General features: G+C 61.9%; 19 protein-coding genes. 14 read left to right on the top strand and 5 right to left on the bottom strand.

Going from position 1 to position 19,288, the window contains the following annotated elements; genetic code table 11:
- The first annotated feature begins 88 nt into the window (after positions 1-88).
- Positions 89-1,174, top strand: a complete 1,086-nt coding sequence (gene disA / locus ACFQ6Y_RS26550; RefSeq protein WP_378546691.1) for a DNA integrity scanning diadenylate cyclase DisA — start codon at positions 89-91, stop codon at positions 1,172-1,174.
- 26 nt (positions 1,175-1,200) lie between these two features.
- Here the strand turns inward: disA and ACFQ6Y_RS26545 are convergent, their stop codons facing one another.
- Positions 1,201-1,944: a DUF4232 domain-containing protein gene (locus ACFQ6Y_RS26545; RefSeq protein ID WP_378639187.1), complete on the bottom strand. Its 744-nt coding sequence runs from the start codon at positions 1,942-1,944 to the stop codon at positions 1,201-1,203.
- Positions 1,945-2,041: 97 nt separating this feature from the next.
- Positions 2,042-2,680 carry a carbonic anhydrase gene (locus ACFQ6Y_RS26540; RefSeq protein WP_007726896.1) on the bottom strand — a complete coding sequence of 213 codons (639 nt, stop codon included), beginning with the start codon at positions 2,678-2,680 and terminating at the stop codon, positions 2,042-2,044.
- Between the two features lie 228 nt (positions 2,681-2,908).
- Between ACFQ6Y_RS26540 and ACFQ6Y_RS26535 the strand changes: the two genes are divergently transcribed.
- The 10 genes from ACFQ6Y_RS26535 to ACFQ6Y_RS26490 all read left to right on the top strand — a co-directional run bounded on the left by ACFQ6Y_RS26535 (position 2,909) and on the right by ACFQ6Y_RS26490 (position 12,776).
- Positions 2,909-3,775, top strand: coding sequence for an MlaE family ABC transporter permease (locus ACFQ6Y_RS26535; RefSeq protein WP_378546338.1), 867 nt, complete (start codon positions 2,909-2,911; stop codon positions 3,773-3,775).
- Positions 3,775-4,620 carry an MlaE family ABC transporter permease gene (locus tag ACFQ6Y_RS26530; RefSeq protein ID WP_378639182.1) on the top strand — a complete coding sequence of 282 codons (846 nt, stop codon included), beginning with the start codon at positions 3,775-3,777 and terminating at the stop codon, positions 4,618-4,620. The genes ACFQ6Y_RS26535 and ACFQ6Y_RS26530 overlap by 1 nt, the downstream gene beginning before the upstream one ends.
- Positions 4,617-5,801 carry an MCE family protein gene (locus tag ACFQ6Y_RS26525; protein WP_378639177.1) on the top strand — a complete coding sequence of 395 codons (1,185 nt, stop codon included), beginning with the start codon at positions 4,617-4,619 and terminating at the stop codon, positions 5,799-5,801. Before ACFQ6Y_RS26530 ends, ACFQ6Y_RS26525 begins: the two co-directional genes overlap by 4 nt.
- Positions 5,798-6,808: an MCE family protein gene (locus ACFQ6Y_RS26520; protein ID WP_378639173.1), complete on the top strand. Its 1,011-nt coding sequence runs from the start codon at positions 5,798-5,800 to the stop codon at positions 6,806-6,808. The genes ACFQ6Y_RS26525 and ACFQ6Y_RS26520 overlap by 4 nt, the downstream gene beginning before the upstream one ends.
- Positions 6,805-7,797 (top strand): MCE family protein, encoded by a 993-nt coding sequence (locus tag ACFQ6Y_RS26515; protein ID WP_378639170.1) that lies wholly within the window; start codon positions 6,805-6,807, stop codon positions 7,795-7,797. The genes ACFQ6Y_RS26520 and ACFQ6Y_RS26515 overlap by 4 nt, the downstream gene beginning before the upstream one ends.
- Entirely contained in the window at positions 7,794-8,873 is a 1,080-nt protein-coding gene (locus tag ACFQ6Y_RS26510; protein ID WP_378534954.1) for an MCE family protein, read from the top strand. The genes ACFQ6Y_RS26515 and ACFQ6Y_RS26510 overlap by 4 nt, the downstream gene beginning before the upstream one ends.
- Positions 8,873-9,946 carry an MCE family protein gene (locus ACFQ6Y_RS26505; RefSeq protein ID WP_378639165.1) on the top strand — a complete coding sequence of 358 codons (1,074 nt, stop codon included), beginning with the start codon at positions 8,873-8,875 and terminating at the stop codon, positions 9,944-9,946. The genes ACFQ6Y_RS26510 and ACFQ6Y_RS26505 overlap by 1 nt, the downstream gene beginning before the upstream one ends.
- Positions 9,943-11,193 carry an MlaD family protein gene (locus tag ACFQ6Y_RS26500; protein ID WP_378639161.1) on the top strand — a complete coding sequence of 417 codons (1,251 nt, stop codon included), beginning with the start codon at positions 9,943-9,945 and terminating at the stop codon, positions 11,191-11,193. Before ACFQ6Y_RS26505 ends, ACFQ6Y_RS26500 begins: the two co-directional genes overlap by 4 nt.
- Entirely contained in the window at positions 11,190-11,729 is a 540-nt protein-coding gene (locus ACFQ6Y_RS26495; protein ID WP_378639158.1) for a hypothetical protein, read from the top strand. Before ACFQ6Y_RS26500 ends, ACFQ6Y_RS26495 begins: the two co-directional genes overlap by 4 nt.
- A 165-nt stretch (positions 11,730-11,894) precedes the next feature.
- Complete coding sequence (locus tag ACFQ6Y_RS26490; protein WP_378536154.1) at positions 11,895-12,776, top strand: A/G-specific adenine glycosylase; 882 nt, start codon at positions 11,895-11,897, stop codon at positions 12,774-12,776.
- Here the strand turns inward: ACFQ6Y_RS26490 and ACFQ6Y_RS26485 are convergent.
- Entirely contained in the window at positions 12,773-13,789 is a 1,017-nt protein-coding gene (locus tag ACFQ6Y_RS26485) for a hypothetical protein (protein ID WP_378639153.1), read from the bottom strand. The genes ACFQ6Y_RS26490 and ACFQ6Y_RS26485 overlap by 4 nt on opposite strands.
- 49 nt (positions 13,790-13,838) lie before the next feature.
- Positions 13,839-14,750, bottom strand: coding sequence for a hypothetical protein (locus tag ACFQ6Y_RS26480; RefSeq protein WP_378639149.1), 912 nt, complete (start codon positions 14,748-14,750; stop codon positions 13,839-13,841).
- 294 nt (positions 14,751-15,044) lie between these two features.
- Here ACFQ6Y_RS26480 and ACFQ6Y_RS26475 point away from each other — a divergent pair, with 294 nt between their 5' ends.
- Positions 15,045-17,666, top strand: a complete 2,622-nt coding sequence (locus ACFQ6Y_RS26475; RefSeq protein WP_378639145.1) for a LuxR C-terminal-related transcriptional regulator — start codon at positions 15,045-15,047, stop codon at positions 17,664-17,666.
- 38 nt (positions 17,667-17,704) lie between these two features.
- Positions 17,705-18,130, top strand: coding sequence for an HIT family protein (locus ACFQ6Y_RS26470; protein ID WP_378534940.1), 426 nt, complete (start codon positions 17,705-17,707; stop codon positions 18,128-18,130).
- On the opposite strand, the gene ACFQ6Y_RS26465 is transcribed toward ACFQ6Y_RS26470, so the two are convergent.
- Positions 18,115-18,852, bottom strand: coding sequence for an alpha/beta fold hydrolase (locus ACFQ6Y_RS26465; protein WP_378639141.1), 738 nt, complete (start codon positions 18,850-18,852; stop codon positions 18,115-18,117). The genes ACFQ6Y_RS26470 and ACFQ6Y_RS26465 overlap by 16 nt on opposite strands.
- Positions 18,853-18,897: 45 nt before the next feature.
- On the opposite strand from ACFQ6Y_RS26465, the gene mhuD reads away from it, so the two are divergent.
- A complete protein-coding gene (gene mhuD, locus ACFQ6Y_RS26460; protein WP_007726927.1) occupies positions 18,898-19,206 on the top strand; it encodes a mycobilin-forming heme oxygenase MhuD in 309 nt (102 codons plus the stop codon).
- The last annotated feature ends 82 nt before the right edge of the window (positions 19,207-19,288 follow it).

Below are 19,288 nucleotides of genomic sequence, written 5' to 3'. Positions count from 1 at the left end.
AATCTAAACGGGGATCAGTCCGGCACAGGCATCGGACCCGACCGAAGTGACATCGACCTCAGCAGGGAGTTTCTCAATGATCAGTGCGATGGCGGACACACAGTCGTCGTCGGCATTGCGAGAGACCATCGCCAGGTTGGCGCCGGGTACCGCGTTGCGAGACGGGCTCGAGCGCATTCTTCGCGGTCGTACCGGCGCGCTGATCGTCCTCGGATACGACGAAGAGATGGAAGCGCTGTGTGACGGCGGATTCAATCTCGACGTGGAGTTCGCCCCGACCCGATTGCGCGAGTTGTCGAAGATGGACGGCGCGGTTGTCCTCTCGACGGACGGCACACGCATCGTGCGCGCAAACGTCCAACTCGTTCCCGATCACAAGATTCCTACCGTCGAATCCGGCACCAGGCATCGTGCCGCCGAGCGTACGGCGATTCAAACCGGCTATCCCGTGGTGTCGGTCAGTCAGTCGATGTCGATCGTCAGTGTGTATGTCGGCGGTATCCGGCACGTCATCGACGGCTCGGCCACCATTCTTTCGCGCGCCAACCAGGCCGTCGCGACGCTCGAACGATACAAAGCGCGACTCGACGAAGTGACACGGCAACTGTCGGTCGTCGAAATCGAGGATTTTGTGACCCTGCGCGACGCGTTGACCGTCGTACAGCGACTCGAAATGGTTCGCCGTGTGTCGATCGAGATCGAGCAGGACGTCCTCGAGCTCGGCACCGACGGTCGCCAGCTGGCACTGCAACTCGAAGAACTGGTCGGCGACAACGACATTGCACGTCAACTGATCGTTCGGGATTACCTTGCCGCCCCCGAACCCATCGGTACCGCGGCGATGGACAACGTCCTCGTCGCACTCGATCGCGTCACCGACGCCGACCTACTCGATCTCACGACGCTTGCGCGTGTGCTCGGTTATCCGGGCACTATCGAAGCCCTCGATACTCCGATGACTCCTCGCGGATATCGCGTACTGATGCGTGTGCCTCGATTGCAGTTCCATCAGATCCACCGCTTGGTCGGATCGTTCGGCACTCTCCAGTCGCTGCTGGCCGCTACGGCTGCCGATCTGCAGTCGGTCGAGGGCATCGGCGGACTGTGGGCCCGTCACATCCGTGAGGGACTGTCCCGGCTCGCCGAGACGTCGATCACCGGATCGTTCAACTAGCCAACCCGTTCGCCGCTTGCTCGCTCTCACGCGATGTTGAACGGCTCCGGGGAGCTTCGCAATGCGCCGAGCTGACCGACAACCGTGTAGGCGCCTGCGCCCACCGGATTGCGCTCGGGGTTCTGCGCGGTCGCGCACTCGGGGTTCGAGGTCGTGGCCGACCAGGCGACCTTGAACGCGGCTTGCTCACCCGGAGTGAGGTTGCGCACGTCGGCAGCGGGCTGCGGGTAGCAGTCGACGTTGGACCACAGACGGGTCTTGCCGTCGATGCTGTAGACGAGCACCTGCTGAAGGCCGCCCGCCAGATCTCGATCACAGGGTGCCGAACCGATATTGGTGATGACGATCGTGAACGACGGCTCTTCGCCGGGAGCGAAGGTCGCCTTGTCAGCGGTTGCCTTGACTGCCAGCGACGAGTCGGCGCACTGACCGGCCGGAACCGGGGCGCCGGTGGCCGACGAAGACGACGCCGATGTCGACGATCCCGAAGCTTGCGTGCCCGAGCCGCCCGATCCACCGGCAGCGCCCCCACCCGAACCACCGTCACCCGACGGCGCGTTGGATCCGGAAGGGTTGGGAGTGAACGAGACGTCTGTTGTCAGCGAGGAACTCGCAGCGGCCGAATCGGCCTCCGGGGTATCACTTCCACCGCCGAACAGGGCAGACGCCGCCCAGATGATCAACGCCAGTGCAATGACGGCGGCACCAATGGCCAGCGCCCGGCGACGCCAGTAGATCTCGGGGGGCAGTGGTCCATTAGGTTCCAACACGGACTCAACGGTAGTTGGCGCAGGGTCCACTAACCGTCAGCTGAGGCGGCGTGTCGGTACCCATTGTCTGCTGCCAGGTACCACTGCCCCGGAAGATCTAACCTTCGACGGTCTCGACGCTCTCGCCGATGTCGCCGACTGCGCCCTGAACTCGCATGTGACCGTCGGACAACGTGTACGTGACGCCGACGATCGCGCACGCACCCTTGTCCACCTTGTCGGCGATGATCCGGGACCTCTGCATGATCAGAGAGCCGGTCTCCACGACGTGACGGCCTTCGAGTTCGTCGACGGTGGACAAGCCTTCGTTGCGGCCCATCAGGATGGACGGGGCAACACGCTCGACCACACTGCGGATGAATCCATCGGGAACTGCGCCCTTGTCCAGGGCGTCGAGCGTTGCCTTCACAGCACCGCAACCGTCGTGCCCGAGGACGACGATGAGCGGCACGTTGAGCACGTGAACGGCGTACTCGATCGAACCGAGAACCGAATCGTCGAGTACATGACCGGCCGTACGCACGACGAACATGTCGCCGAGGCCCTGGTCGAAGATGATCTCTGCGGCTACGCGCGAATCACCGCAACCGAACAGAACCGCTGTGGGGTGCTGCCCGTCGACGAGTTTCGCGCGGTCGGCGATTCCCTGGCTGGGATGGATGGATGCATCGTTGACAAATCGCTCGTTGCCTTCGCGAAGAGACTTCCAAGCGGAAATGGGGCTTGATCGTGGCATTCACTCATTGTGCACCCGCCGCATTTCGGGCTCTCGCCGGGAAGGTTGCGTAGACGCAAACGAAAGATCCGCGTCGGCTTTCACACCTTGTGATGAAGCACCCGAATTGGAACTTACTTCAGAGTCAGTTTCCTGATACCGTCTCCCAACGTGACCTGGAGCACTTCGAGCATCCGAGTGTGATCGAAGAAACCCGACCAGCACGATTCGGCCGGAAAGGGGGATGGCGTGAGCACCGAAGTTGAAACAACCGGAGACAACCCCGAAGTTGGAACAAGCGGGGACGCAACACCTGCCTCCCCGGCCAAGACGAATATGTTCTCGAACCTGCTGTCCGAGATCGGACTGCTGTTCACCTTCACCGTGCGTGTGTGCGTTGCCGCGGTCACGACCCTGCGACGCCGGCGCCTCGCCTGGCGTGAAGCGCTCGACCAGATGTGGTTTCTCGCCCACGTCACCTCGGTCGCGTCTGCTCTGGTGATGATTCCCCTCGGTGTGGGAGTAGCACTGCAGATCGGTGCGCTGGCAGATCAAATCGGCGCGGGTGCGTACAGCGGTGCCGTCGTCGCGTTCCTCATCATCGGACAGGCCGGACCGCTGGTGTGCGCCCTGATCATCGCCGGCGTCGGCGGTTCCGCGATCTGCGCAGACTTGGGAGCGCGAACGATCCGTGAAGAAATCGACGCACTCGAAGTGCTGGGCCTACCCGTGCTCGAACGCCTGGTCGTGCCCCGGATGATCGCGATCGCGATCGTCTGCCTCCTACTGAATTCGATAGTTCTCGTAATCGGTTTGGGCGCAAGCCTCTTCGTTCACGTCCTGATACTCGACGGCAACGCACAGAGCTTCCTACGCAATCTCGTTCAATTCAGTCAACCCAGCGACTTCGTCGTCTCCGGCATCAAAGCCGTTGCCTTTGCTCTCATCTCGGGAATCGTGGCCTGCTACAAGGGCTTGACCGTCAAGCGTGGAGCCCAAGGCGTCGGCGATGCCGTCAACGAGACCGTGGTGCTCTCGTTTGTCCTCGTATTCGTCGCCAATCTCGCGATCACCCAGTTCTACCCGCTGTTCGTCTCGGTGAAAGGTGCCTATTGATGCACCTTCCCATCACAATTCGTGCCAAGCGGGTCAGTTCGCGAACCGTCGACGGGTTGAGTCGACTCGGCGATCAGTTCACCTTCCACGCGCGCGTGATCACCTCGATTCCGGCAACCCTGCAGCGATACTGGCGTGAAGTGGCCCGTCTGGTCGCGCAGGTGGCATTCGGTTCGGGCACCCTCCTCGCCGGCGGCGGCAGCGTCGTCGTCATCTTCGCGATCTCGTTCTTCGCCGGTTCCCAGATCGGACTCGAGGGCTACCGCGGGCTCAACCTCGTCGGCCTCGCTCCACTGTCGGGGGTGATGTCCGCCATCGCGAACACTCGCGAGGTCGCACCGCTCGTCGCCGCAATCACCTTGGCAGCCAAAGTCGGAACCGGATTCACCGCGCAACTCGGCGCCATGAGGATCTCCGAGGAAATCGACGCACTCGAGGTCATGGCGATTCCCTCACTGCGGTATCTGGTCACCACCCGAATGATCGCGGCACTGATCGCGGTGGTCCCGCTGTACCTCGTCGGCCTGTTTGCCTCGTACATGGCAACGGCGCTTGCGGTGATCCGGGTCAAGGGACAGTCCGAGGGAACGTACGGGTACTACTTCAGTCTTTTCCTCTCCCCCAACGACATCTGGCTGTCACTGATAAAAGTCATGGTGTTCGCGGTCGTGGTGACCCTCGTGCACTGCTACTACGGTTACACCGCCACAGGTGGCCCCGAAGGCGTCGGACGAGCCGCCGGGCGAGCCTTGCGCACCAGCATCGTCTTCCTTGCTTTCACCGACGTCGCGATGACCATTGCGCTGTGGGGACTCAAACCTCAAGTACCCGGGTTGACCGGATGATCGTCACGAATACCAGTCGAATCACGCTGGCATTGCGGGGTTTACTTGCCGTTGTCTTGCTGATCATCGCCTATGTCTTCCTGTTCAGCAGGGGAACGGACACCTTCGGTTCCACACCTCAGGTCAGCGCTGTCGTCCCCGCCGCCGCCGGTGCGCTGCGCGTCGGATCGTCTGTTCAGTACCGCGGCGTCGTAGTCGGAACGGTAGCCGACATCGAGCCGGGCACCACCGCGTCCACCGTCTCACTCGCAATCGACGAGGGTGCGTTCGAGGACATACCGTCGACCAGTCAGGTGCGGCTGATGCCCCGCAACATCTTCGGCGACTTTTTCGTAGACCTGATTCAACCAGCCGGACTCTCCCGTGGACCTGCTCTCGCGCCGGGTACGGAGTTGGTATCGGATCAGTCCGAGGTCGCGGTCCAGCTCTACCAATCGATCTCGCGGATCTACTCGCTCGTTTCTTCCCTCGACCCCGCCGACATCAACGTTGCGCTCACGGCAGTCTCGGACGCGATGAGCGGCAAGGGAAACCAGATCGGTGAATCTCTCGATTCGGTTCACCACGCGTTGGTCGGTGCGCAGCCCGTCATCGACGGGCTCGGTGACGACCTCGACGACATAGCCACCCTCGCCGACAGTCTCTCGTCGAGTGCGCCGGACATGCTCGCCGCATTCGAGAACTCCATCACCACATCCAAAACCGTCGTCGAGAAATCCGACGGATTGGCGGCGCTTCTGCGAGCCGGTACCAGCACGGGTTCTGCTGCCGCGACTGTGATCGGCGACAATCGTGACCGCATGATCACCGTGATCGACGACGCCGATTCCCTCACCGGCGCAATCACTTCACGACCCGACCACATCACAACTTTCTACACCGGCCTGCGCAATCTCACGATCAAGCTTCCGCCCGCGTTGGCACACGGGCCTTGGCTGAGCACCGACCTGCGACTGTCCGTCACAGATCTGTATCCGTACGGCAAAATCGACTGCCCACAATACGACGCGGCCCGCGGCCCCAACTGCCCTGCCGCCGCTGCCGCGTTGGGTGGAACCGTCGGACCGGTCGGCAGTCCCGTCGAACAGTCGCTGATCGCAGCTCTCACCCAGGGAGGTACAGCGTTGGACACTCTGGTGGCCGGACCGGTACTTCGTGGCACGACGGTGGTGGGCGAATGAGCGTGAAGAAGTCTCTGATCAGATTCGGAGTGTTTGCCGCACTGTCGATTCTCGCCACCGTGATCGTGGTGAGCACCCTGATCAACCCCGTCTCCGGGCCGAGTTCGCAGTACCAGGCCGTCTTCGCCAATGCCTCCGGTCTGGTCACGGGCAGTGACGTACAGATCGCCGGGGTCCGAGTCGGGCGCGTCGAGAGCGTCGAGTTGGTGAACAATCAAGCCGTCGTCGGTTTCGAACTCGAATCCACACAACGCATTCCGACCGACGGTCGAGCGGTGGTGAGGTATGCGGATCTGTTGGGGGCACGGACGATTTCGATCGAATCAGACCCACACGAACGAGCAACCGGCAACTACCTCTCCCCCGGGGCCACCATTCCGGTGGAACGGACTCAGCCGGCGATCGACCTCACCGACATCCTCGGCGGCTTCCGTCCACTGTTCGACGCACTCGACCCCGCAGAAGTCAACGAGCTTGCCGGACACGTCGTGCAGGTATTCCAAGGACAAGGTTCCACCATCGAAAGCCTGCTCGAGCGCACCGTTGCCGTCACCGAGAACTTGACGTCCCGCGACGCGATCCTGGACCAGCTACTGACCAACCTCGACCGGGTACTGACCGTCACCACGACGAATCGACCCAACTTCGTCGAGATGATCAACACCCTCGACACACTGGTCGGCGGTTTGGCACAGGACCGCCAACAGATCTCGGCCGCAGTGGATTCCGCAGGTGCCCTGACCTCTTCCCTTCAGGACTTGGTCACGCGGGTCGAGCCTGACTTGGCGGGCACACTGACCTCCATCGATCAGTCGGCCCGCGCCGTCGTCGACAATCGCGACTCGCTCGCGACAGGTATCACCGCCTTCGATCAACTGTTCACCCAGTTGGGAATCGCAATGAGCTACGGCAGTTGGGCGAACATCTACATCTGCAACTTTCGACTCAGTGCACTGGGTCAATCGGTGGCGCTGGGTGGTCCCGAGCGCTCGGCGGTGTGTCGATGAACTGGCTCACCGTCAAGAACCCGGTCCGCAACGGAATCATCTGCATTCTCGTCGGAGTCGGAGTCGTTCTGGCCGCACTTGTCGTCCCTCAACTGATCTTGAAGGTCAAGACCAACGAGTACCACGCCGTATTTGCCAACGCCACCGGGTTGACGCGAGACGATCCGGTCAACGTCGCAGGAGTTCCGAGCGGGGTAGTCACGTCGTTGGCGGTCAGCGGCAACTCCGTTGACGTCACCTTCCGACTCGACAACGGCGTCACTCTCGGCGAAGACTCGCGTGCGGACATCAAGATCTCGACTCTGCTCGGCCGACGCTCGCTCGACATCACTCCGAACGGATTGCGCTCCTTGCCCGCAGGTTCGACCATCCCCATCACGAACACCAGTGTTCCGTTCACTCTCGACGACCTCGGACGCAGCGCACAATCCACGTCGGAAAACCTTGATCTGCAACAACTGCGAAACATGCTGACCGTGGTCTCCGACAACTCACCGAACGATCCCGAACTCATCCGCCGCTCACTCGAGGGAATCGACGCACTCTCCGGGGTCGTCAACAACAACGACGATGCACTGCGCTCCCTTCTCACCGGGGCGCAGCAGGCCACGACAACCCTGATCGAGCAGAAGGACACTCTGCAAACCCTTCTGGGAAATGCAGATCTGGTGCTGGCCACGATCGCCGACCGGCGGGACGTGTTGAATGCCCTTGTACAAGACCTGAATCAGTTGAGTACCACCATTGCCCAGTTCCTCGGTGACAACCAGGCTTTGGTCGACTCGGTCATGGGAGACATCCACGAGGTGACGGGAGTTCTGTCCGAGAACGAACAATCGCTGACCACGCTGCTCGACAACTTCGCGCCCAGCGTCCGCTACGTCACCAACGCGACCGGCAACGGCAACTGGCTCGATCTCAACTCACCCTCCACGCTCATCCCGGACAACTGGTTGTGCGTCGTAGGGCTTGTGCAGGGGTGCCGATGACCACGACCGTCAAGAAACTTGCTGCTCTGGCCGCAATGGTGATCTGCGCGATCGGCGCGATCTTGTTCGTCACGCGTGACGAGCACCGACTCACTCTCACTGCCGAATTCACTTCCACCGATGCCATCTTCACCGGCAACACGGTGACGATTCTGGGAGTTCCCAGCGGGAGAGTCGAGAGCGTCACACCGGACGGGCCCCGGGTGCGGGTGACACTGAGCCTGCCACCGGGAACACGCGTGCCAGCCGACGCGCAGGCCTGGGTCCTCTCTCCTTCGGTCATCAGTGACCGCACGATCGAACTCGGCCCCGGCTACGAAGACGGTGAGTTCCTCACCAACGGCGCGGTGATCCCTCTCGAACGCACTCACTCTCCTCTGACGTGGGACCAGCTCACTGCTTCGGTGAACGAACTGACGGTCGCGCTCGGCCCTGGCGCCGACGGCGGTGGGATCGGTGACCTCATCGGAGAAGGCGCCCACGCGGTGGACGGCAACGGACAAGCATTTCACGATGCCGTGCAGTCCATCTCACAGGCAAGTTCGGTGCTGGCGGGTGCAAGTCCTGACATCTCCGAGCTGGTGAAGAACCTGAACACCCTCGTGCAGTTGATCGCGGACAACCAGACCCAGGTCGATTCGCTGTCGAACTCGGTGACACTGACCGCCCGCACGTTCAGCGAACAACGCGAAGACATCAGCGGGGCGCTCGATTCCCTGACCACGTTGCTCGGACAGGTCTCGGCGCTACTCGCCGAACACGGCGAGAGGGTCACCGCCGACCTCGGTGCGCTCGCACAGTTGACCGGAGCAGTGGCGACCAAGCAGGACCAACTGCGCGAGATCATCGAAACGGCACCAACGGGATTCGAGAACGTCGCCAACCTCGTCACCGAAGACGGCAGGGCACGCGGCCGCTTGGACATCGCCACCGACCTCTCACAGTTCGACACGACACGAGCACTGTGCGAGAAGATGCCGATTCCACTGTGCACCGGGCCGGGAATCGTCAATCCCATCGAATTCCCTTCCGCAGGCAGTTCCGAGCTGGCACGCATCCTGGGTGGAGGCAACTGATGGCGTCGAACAGGTCCGTGGCGAGCATTGTTGTGGCACTTGCCATCGCAGCGCCCTTGACCGGCTGCAGTCTCAACTTCCAGCACCTCCCCCTCGGTCGCGGACTGCCAGGACAGTCGTACCCGTTGAACATGGAGTTCGACGACGCGTCACTACTGCCCGTCGGCGGCGAGGTACGGATCGGGCAGGCTGTCGTCGGCAAAGTCACCTCGATGAGCGCGGAAACCTTTGCCGCCGTCGTCCATACCGACATCGAGTCCGACATCGAACTACCCATCGGCACCCGCGCCCGTATAGAGCTGTCAACCCCGATCGGCGATGCATTCGTCAACCTCGAAGTTCCGGCCGATGCGACCGGCCCCGTCCTCGCACCAGGTTCCACCATCAAGCGATCGGAGACCGTTCGCGGGCCCGACGTCGCACAACTACTCGGCGCCGTCGGAACTCTGTTGAACGGCAGCGGGTTGGCGCAGGTCAAGAACATCGTCAGCGAGGCTGATCAGATTCTCGACGGCAGGGACGAGACGATCCGCGATCTGCTTGCGCGCCTTGACGCTTTTCTCGGAACACTCGAAAACCGAAAAGAATCGATCAACTCGGCCCTGGACTCACTGAATCGGCTCAGCGCCTTGATCGGTGACGAGAGCGCCACCATCGACGAAGGTTTGCGCGCACTCACGCCTGCCTTGGGTGTTGTCTCCGACCAACGACAACCACTGCTGGATCTTCTCGATGAGACCGACAGGCTCAGTACCGCAACCAATTCCGTACTCGATCAGTCGGCCGACCAGATTTCCGACATCACCGATCGACTCTCACCCATCCTCGACCAGTTCTCGGCGATGGGCCCGACACTGGGTGAGACGATGACCAACCTGGACAACGCGAGAGTGCTCCTCGAACGCGCCAGCCCAGGTGACTACGTGAACATCGACCTCGACGTCGATCTCGAGGGAACAGTGACCGGAGTGCTCAACGAGATCATTCCCGGTGCCGCACCGCCACTGCCACCTCTGCCTGCCTTCGACCGGGAGCTGCCGATCACGACACCCCTGCAAGGAGGCGCGCGATGAAGAACCGAACCGTCTATTTCGAGATCGTAGCCTTCCTCCTCATCGCGGTGATCAGCACGACGTACGTACTCCGGCAAGTAGGTGCCGGAGATCCGTTCACCGGAACCTTCTCGGTCACCGTCGAATTGGAGAACGCGGCCGGAATCGCACCAGGTTCGGAGGTGGCATACCGCGGAGTCACCGTCGGCGACGTCGAGTCGGTGCAGGTGGACTCCGCCCGGGACCTCGTCGTGATGACGTTGAGCATCGCCGCCGACCAACAGATCCCCAACGATTCGCATGCGGCCATCAGCCAGGACACCGCAGTTCCGGTACTGAAAGTTCAGTTGTCCTCGCAGACCGACGGCGGCCCCTACCTCGCCGAAGGTTCGGTGGTTCCGACTGAGCGCACGTCGATCCCGGTCGCGTTGGGAACCGTCATCGCGAATTTCAACGCTGCTGCCGACACCGTCGATCCGGCAGACCTGCGGACCCTCTCGTACGAACTCGGTGAGGGATTGAACGGATCGGGTCCGGATCTACAGGCTCTCGTCGACAACTTCGACGTACTCGCGCGCACTGTCCGAGCCGATCAGCCGCAAGTCAACACACTCGTACAGAATTCTCGTTCACTCTTTGCCGCGAACGAAGACAACGTCGATGCTCTTCCCGAAGTTGCACTCACACTTCGCCAATTGACAGATCAGGTACGAAACTCCGACCCGCAACTGCGCACACTCCTCGATCGAAGCCCGAGCGTTCTCGACAATCAGATACTCCCTCTCATCGAGCAGAGCCGTGAACCGTTCAGTCTGCTGTTGGCCAATTCCCTCGTCTCCACGCAGATCGTCACCGCACGGATGCCTGCCGTCGACGCCTTGTTGGTGGTGGTCCCGAAAGGTTTCGAAAAGTTCGGAAGCATCGTCAAAGACGGACGCGCGCAACTTGATCTGATCACAGCACTCGGTCCGGTCTGCCTCTACGACACACCCCGGCGATCGGTACAGGACACCTCACCGACCACAATCGACAAGAACCAACACTGCACGGACCAGTCGGGCCGCATCCAGAACCGAGGTTCGCAGAACATCCCCACCGCAACCGGAGCAAACACTGGAACGATCGACGGGGTCGCGCAATACGATCCTGCCGTCGGCACGGTCGCTACCGGCGACGGAACATCGATTCGCCTGGGCCTCAACGGTGGTCAGAACACCGTTCTCGGTGACAACTCGTTTGCCGCACTACTAGTTCAAGGAACGCAATGACCGAGACAGCTGAACCCCAGACACCCGAGCCCCCGACACCCGCAATCGTCGACAAGCCCAAGCGGCTTCGCAAGCAGACCGTAGTGATCATTGCCGGCGTCCTGGTCGTCGTCGCTGCGCTCGGATGGGGTGCATTCGCGACCTGGCAGAAATCCGTCGACGACGACGCCCGCACCAGCGCACTCGAGAACGGACGGCAATTCGCCACCGACCTCGCGACATACAACTTCGAGAACCTCGATCAGAATCTCTCCGTGGTGCGCGACAACTCCGTCGGTGAGTTCGCCGGCCAGTACGCCCAAGTGGCAGCCAACCTGCAGAACATGATCGTGCAGTATCAAGCGACCTCGTCCGCGCAGATCATCTCAGCCGGCCTGGCGAGCAGTGACCGCGACAACGCCGAAGTTCTCGTTTTCCTCGATCAAACGATCACCAACACCAACTCCCCCGATCCGAGGATCGACCGCAACCGCATGCAACTCTCACTGGTCCGCGAAGACGGCGAGTGGAAACTGAGCAACGTGCAATTGTTGTGATCGGGAGGTCTGCCATCAGCAAGCGGCCGTATCGGCACGCAGCAGTATCGGAACGCAGCCGTATCGGAACGCAGCCGTGTCGGCGCCTGCCGATAAAGTGGCCTCCACAAGTCGACGTGTCCTTCGTCGGCCGGGAGCGCAGGTTCGAGGAGTGTGTCGATAGCGGTGGCAGTGGAATCTTCGGTGCTGCTGAAGTGGTACTCCGATACGGCCCGTGACCTGCCGTGGCGACGTGAGGGCGTCAGTGCCTGGCAGATCCTGATGAGCGAGATCATGCTCCAGCAGACGCCAGTGGTGCGTGTTGCGCCCATCTGGGAAGAGTGGGTGGAGCGCTGGCCGGTTCCGTCGGCGATGGCAGCGTCCAGTCAGGCAGAAGTGCTTCGCGCGTGGGGCAAACTCGGTTACCCTCGACGTGCGCTGCGCCTCCACGAATGCGCCGGCGTCCTGGCCACCGAGCACGGTGACGTGGTGCCGCAAGACGTCGACATCCTGCTCTCACTGCCGGGAATCGGTTCGTACACCGCCCGCGCCGTAGCGTGCTTCGCGTACGGACAGCGAGTACCGGTGGTGGACACCAACGTACGACGCGTAGTTGCGCGGGCCGTCCATGGCAATGCGGAACCTGGCAATCCATCCAACACGCGCGACCTCGCCGACGTCGCGGCACTACTGCCGAGGACGCGAGAGCGCGCCGCCACCTACAGCGCAGCTCTCATGGAACTCGGCGCACTCATCTGCACGGCGCGCACACCGAACTGCGAGAACTGTCCGTTGCCGAATTGCGCCTGGGTCGCGTCGGGCAAGCCGGCACACACCGGACCGCCCAAGAAAGTGCAGAAGTTCGCCGGCACCGATCGCCAGGTACGTGGAAAATTGATGGCCGTTCTGCGCGAGAGTCACCGTCCGGTCGAACGTGCGCAACTGGACATCGTCTGGCCGACTGATCCTGGTCAACGTGACCGCGCGTTGCATTCCCTGCTGGTCGACGGACTGGTCGAGCAGACCGACGACGGCCTGTTTGCGCTGGCGGGAGAGGGTACGGCTTAACCGACTCGCATCGGGTCGCATGCTGCTGCGGGTTCGGCGGTCTGGGGTGGTGCGACTTCAGGATCCGAACGTCGAAGTGCAGCGGGAAAGACGGGTACAACCGGATCGCAGGGCGGAAGGGTCAGAATCGGTAGTGCAGCGCTCGGCGGTGGACCGCTGGTCGAGGTCGCCGGCTCGGCGCCGACGTTCGGGCTGTCAGTGGACACCGCGTGCGACCCGTCAGGAGAGAGGGCGATCAGCAATCCCGTCAGCATGAGCAGAAGCGGCAACACTATTGCCGCTGCCCACCGGATCCTGTTGACGGGCTGAACAGCCACGCCGGGCCGAACTTCATTTCCCCTCGCGGCCGCTACCAGCGCAGCGCCAATCGCCAGTTGTGTGCGCTCGCTCAGAAACAGGAAGGCGAGCCCCACCAGTTCGGCGGCTTCGGCGCAGGGCTGCCTGGCCTCTTCCTTCACCAGCATCGCGACGAGCATCTTCGGAGCTGGGTCTTGTTCGGCGACGAGCAGATCCAAAGTCGCAGCAAATGTCGAGCTGTCTGCAAGCAACTCGGCGGTGGCGTAGCGGTGAGCCGAGTCCACGACGCCGGCACTCGGATCAATGGCCGCGATCACAATCTCGCTGCCGTCCGGCCAGAATGCGAGGATCGGCGAAACACCGTTCAGCGCGTCCACAGTCCGCAGGTAGGCAAGGCGGGCGTCCAGACCGTTGACCAACTCGACGTTCTCGAAAGCACTGGAAGACAACACATCCGGGACAAGTTCGCGCACGTCCGCACGCTCGCACATCACTCCGACGACGGTGGGGCACAGATTCGAGCGCAGGGCTCGACCGGTGGCGACCTCGGCCGCGGAGGTGAGTGCGCGCGCCGACGCTTGCGGAGAGGGAACAGTCCCGTCTGCACCCCAGGGGTGACGGAACTCGTCGATCGAGCCAAGTAGCGGCGTGTCGGCATCTACGAGAGCTGTTGAAATAGAAGTGTTTTCGAATACAACGCCCAGGCTTTCACGCACTGGATCCTCCATTGACTGTTGCGGGGGTCGAGATCTCTGCGGAGCCGTATCAGAACGTCAGGCCACTGAGCGCCATTGCGCCTGGTTCCAGCACGAGGTCCACCGGCGCTCGGCCGTCGACCGTGACGCGATACCCACCCGGGAGAAGTCCGACAAACGAGAAGCGACCTTCGAACGGCTTGACCGTCCGTGTTATCGCATGCCCGCATTGATCGACACCGTCGATCCTCACTGCTTCCGATATTCCGGACGTCACCAGACCCGAGATCTGCCCGTTCGCCGCAACCGGATTTCCCTGGACCGTCTGACCGTCGACAGAATTCCCTTGCGGATCACACACTCCCGGGGTAGTCGACACTCGCACGGTGACGTCGCCCGACCGCACGCGCACCGCACCCCGATCCGCAGTGACCACTGCCGCTATCGGTAAACCGTCAGGGTCGTCCCGATTACCTGCAGTCATCGTCGCGGTTCGAGTGAAGTATCGACCTGCTTCCAGATCCCCCACCCGGCAGAGTAACCCGACCTCGTCGATGCCCGAGTCGTCTCCGCAGTAGTCAGGCACGGACGGCAGAGTAAAACCTCGAGGCACCGGAAGTTGCACGACCACGTCGGAGAGCGGGTTGCCCCGGACACCGATGTCGATGACATACGTCACCGGATCACCCTCTCGGACAATGCCGTTGGACGGTCCCGAATCGAGGCCCGGGCCGTCAGCGGGATCGAAGGGTGGTGCACCGTCAATCGCCGTCAGCTCGACGGTGAAGGAAGGCACGAACTCTCCATCGGCCGCCAATCGAACATCCGACTGCATCGGCAGCAAGCCGAGCGCAGCAGCGCCGACCACCAGAGTTCCGGTCACGACAACTATGCCGATGCCTCCTACTCCTCGGCGCCACGCCCTCAGCCGGAGTCCGACCGTAACGGCCTTCGACCACACCTCTGACAGACGAGTTCTCACGACGCTCCTTCGATGTCTGACTCTCGGGCCCCCGGCGGGCACTCTCGGCCGCATTTGGCGAATCCCGAGCTACGTTCAATAGAAGTCGCTCGAGGGACTCGAAAGCCAATGGTGAAGGCGTGATTGTGTGGGTGAACTTCTCTCACCCAGGGTGAAGTCCCGGGTGAATTGCCCGGGATGGCACACTCTGGATTCGCACCAGCTACGCTCCACCCTGTAGATAGATGGATCGAGACAATCCGCCCAAACGCTTCAATTACAACGGGGGCGCGAAGGCAGAAAGGGTCCGCGTTGATGTTCGGGATGGACGGCCATGACTGGGCAGCTATTCCCGAAAGACGCACGATCGCCGTGTCGATTCCCAGGCAGGCCCTGTTCGCGAAACTCGACCGCCGCGCCGCTCTGACCATCGTCCGCGCACCGAACGGCTACGGAAAATCGTCGTTGATCGCGTCGTGGCTACGCGCCAATCTGGCGTCCGAACGTATTCTGGTGTGGGTCTCGGCGCCACCTCCTTCATCGACACTCGCGACTTTCTGGGCACTGGTCCTGGAGCGAATTCACGCCGCCGGAATAGCACTACCCGACGCCGGTGGACTCGCCGATCCTTTCACCGCGATCACCAAATCCTTGAACGATCTGTCCCGACCCGTACTGCTCGTTTTGATCAGGCCGGATCTGGTACCGGAACCGGAGTTGGATGATCAATTGATCGAACTCCTCACTCGCTGCCACAATCTTGACCTCGTGGTGACGCTCTCAGGCTTCGGAATGTTCTCCGAGCCGTACCTTCTCGACACAGATCATGAGGTTGTCAGCGCGGGCGAGTTGTTGTTCACGGCAGCCGATACCGCCCACGTACTGGAACAGACCGACGCTCACACGGCTGCGGGCGATGCTGAAAGAATCACATCTTTGACTGGTGGGCTTCCCTCGCTGGTCCGCGCCGCCGCTGCCGCAGTCGCAAAAATTCCAGGCGGCGACAACCGCCGGCGGGTAATCGAGGAGAACGTCGCGCGAGCGATAGACGACTACGTGACTGGTTCCGTCCTCACCATCGCCGAGCGCGTGAACCAACACGAGTTCCTGCTCGCGATCGCCTTTGCTCGATCGATCACCGTCGACATCGCCGCAGTCCTGTTCGAGTCCCAACACCACGATGCTGCAGAGACTATTCGTCGAATTCGGGCGAGACTGGTGACACTGGAGACTGCCGGATTACTGTCGCGTTCAGAAAGCGAGGCCGACGAGACCTGGGAGTTGTCGCCCGCCATTCGGCAATCATTACTCGCGCGCCACACCCGCAGTGGAATCGAACCGTCGCAACGTCTTTCATTCCTTGCCCATAATCGACTCGACGTCGGCCATCACGCGTCGGCGCTCGACTACGCGATCGAGGCACAGAATTGGACCCTCGCAGTCGACATCGTCGAACAGCATTGGGTGACGATGATCGTGAGCAGCCTGGACACGGTTCGCTCTGCACTTCAACGGATTCCGGTGGAGGCTGCCGACAAACACTCCGCTGTCCAGGCCGGGCGCGCCCTGTTCACCATGCATCCGAGCAAGCGTGCAAGTGTCGTCGACTCGCTGCCCGAATCGCCCGCCGAACTGTGGAAACTCGGCGCCGGGGCAGAGGCAAAAGACGCCCTCAGCATCGGTTGCGTCCAATCGATCATGCTCAGGCTCGCCGGCGAGTACGGACTAGCGGCAGAGACCACCAGGCGTCTGGCTCACCTCAGTCGCAGTGCGCTGGAGAACAACCCGGAGACCGTCAACGCACAACTCCCCCTCATGCGACTTCAATGGGCGATCAATTTCCAATTGAACGGCAGACTCACCGAATCCACGATCAAAGCTCGAATGGCATACCACGGTGCTCTGTCTCGAGGAGTCGACTTCATCGCTCGCAACTCCGCTGGCAGCGCCGCTCTGAATTGGGCGCTGGCAGGTGAGCCGCGACAGGCCGCACATTGGTTCGAACTCGAGCAGAAGCATCCGGACCCCGGAGGTTGGCTCGAACCTGTGGTCAAGATCGCCGGCTTGACCGCACGGGCTCTCACCGCTCTCGACACGCTTGACTTCGATGACGCACGTATCGCATTGACCGAACTCGGCGTTCCGTCCGACGCCGAGGAACTGTGGGCGTTCGTCGTCTATGCGCACAGCCAATTCGCCCTGACTCAGGGCACTGCATCTTCCGCTCTGTTGTTGCTCCACAACGCGATTGAAGCTCATTCCAAGCAGTACACGGCTACATCTTTCGCGCTTCCTCTGTTGCAATCTGCCGAGATCGACCTCCTGCTCGCACTCGGCGAGGGAAACAAGGCAGTTGCTCTGGCCAAGGATATCGCTGATCCTGCAGCCAACCCGTGGACACTCGCGTCGGTGGCACGTTTACGCCAACGGATCGGCCAGAACGAAGCCGCCGTGGCGCTGTGTCACCAGTTCGACTGGTCGGGCGAATCCTATCCGCGGGCACAGATGGAATCGCTTCTGGTGCAGGCGGTTGCACACTCCGAATTGGGTGAGCCACGCCTCGCCGCTCAGGAATGGTCCAGAGCGTGCAGTATCGCGGAGCAAACCGGACTTCTGCGTTCGTTCGCGACCATCGCATCGACAGACGTCGAGAAACTCGAATCGATGGCGAAGTCGAATTCGCGAGCACTCGCCGAGTTCGCGAAAAAGCCTCGAGCTGAATCATTTCCGGAATTCGTGCACATCGTGGAACTGACCGAACGCGAACAGAAGGTACTTTCACTCCTGGCACTGGAAATGGGGTCGGCCGCGATGGCCGACAAACTGTACGTCTCCGTCAACACCGTCAAGACTCAACTACGCACTCTCTACAAGAAACTCGACGTACACAATCGAAACGAAGCGATAACGAAGGCACGTCAACTGCGCCTGCTGTAGTCCCGGACCGGATCTGATTCGGACTACATTCTGTAGACATGAGCACCGATACCTGTGTCTTCTGCAAGATCATCGCACTGACCGAGCCGGCGATTCTCGTTCACGAGAGCGAGACGACTCTCGCATTTCTCGACGCCCGACCGGTGAGTCGCGGACACACTCTGGTGGTCCCCAAGCGTCATGCGGAAAACCTCGATGCTCTCGAAAGCCATGAGGGCGCAGAGATGTTCCGCGTCGGGACGCTCATCGCCGGTGCTCTGCGGCGCTGCGACATCGCCGCAGACGGCGTCAACTTCCTGGTCAATGACGGTCGCGCCGCGGGCCAGACCGTGTTCCACTCGCACCTGCACGTGGTCCCCCGCCATCGCGGCGACAAGGCGAAGTTCGCTGCCGGACTTCTGGCCAGACGAGCCGTCGAACTGGAGCAGGTGGGCTCGTCGATCCGCAGTCAGCTCACTGTCTGAAGGAAGTCCGTCACGACGTCGCGGTAACGCTGCGGTTGATCGTCGTGGACCAGGTGACCGGCGTCCGCAATGCATACGTACCGGGCTTGCGGCCGCTCGGCCATCTCTCGCATCTGCCCCTCGGGGGTGATGGTGAATTCCCCCTCGATGAGCAAAGTCGGCGCCTCGATCGCCTTCCACTGATCCCAGAAGTGCCGCGTGCCCCACTCCTCCGAGATGTCGCGGAAGGTCGAGACGTCACCGTGCAGGTACCACCCGTCGTCGCGGCGGTCGAAGGAATCGAGAAAGTACTGGCCGGCGACGGGGCCGAAGAATTCCTTCATCGCGGCCTCGGAAGCAAACGGTTGCGGCCACGCCGAAATCATCTGCGCCCAATCCGCTGCGGTGCGTCCGCGAAAGTCCGGGGCCATGTCTTCGAGGACCAGGGCACACACCTTCTCAGGATGCGCAGCGGCGAAGCACCACGCGTGCAGAGCGCCCATCGAATGACCGATCACGATCATCGGACCTTCGATGGAGGAAACGGCCGATGTCAGGTCCTCGACGAATGCCTCGGTAGTCAGTTCCGCCGGCGCCGGCCTGCCATGACCGGCGGCGTCGAAGGTGTAGACGTGGCCGAACTCGCGGATCCACGGCACATGGCGACGCCACGTTCGGGAACTGCCCATGAGGCCGTGCAACAACAGAATCGGCTGTCCCGTTCCACCTTCGTCATGCAACACGAGTGTCACGGTACGCGGTGAAGGTACACGGGTAATGTCGCTTTCATGGCAGTCGTGAAGATCAATGCAATCGAGGTCCCCGAGGGCGCCGGCCCCGAACTGGAGAAGCGCTTCGCAGCACGCGCTCACGCAGTCGAGAACTCCCCGGGCTTCCTCGGATTCCAACTCCTCCGCCCCACCGCAGGTGAGAGCCGCTACTTCGTGGTGACTCAGTGGGAGTCCGAGCAGGCGTTCGCCGATTGGCGTGACGGCCCTGCCCGTGAAGCCCATTCCGGCGAGCGTGCGAAGCCCGTCGCTTCGGGTGCGTCGTTGCTCGAGTTCGAAGTTGTCTTGGACGTCGCCGCCAAGAGCTGATCTCGAACGATTGTGCCCGCCTTGCCGGGCACAATCGACGGTCATCTCGGCTTCACGCGTTGACACGGTGCGGGCAGTAGTG

The sequence above is a fragment of the Rhodococcus sp. NPDC056516 genome, assembly GCF_042794655.1.
Lineage (GTDB): Bacteria > Actinomycetota > Actinomycetes > Mycobacteriales > Mycobacteriaceae > Rhodococcus_F.
The sequence above is the reverse complement of the archived record's forward strand: the minus strand, read 5'-3'. Positions and strand labels throughout refer to the sequence as shown.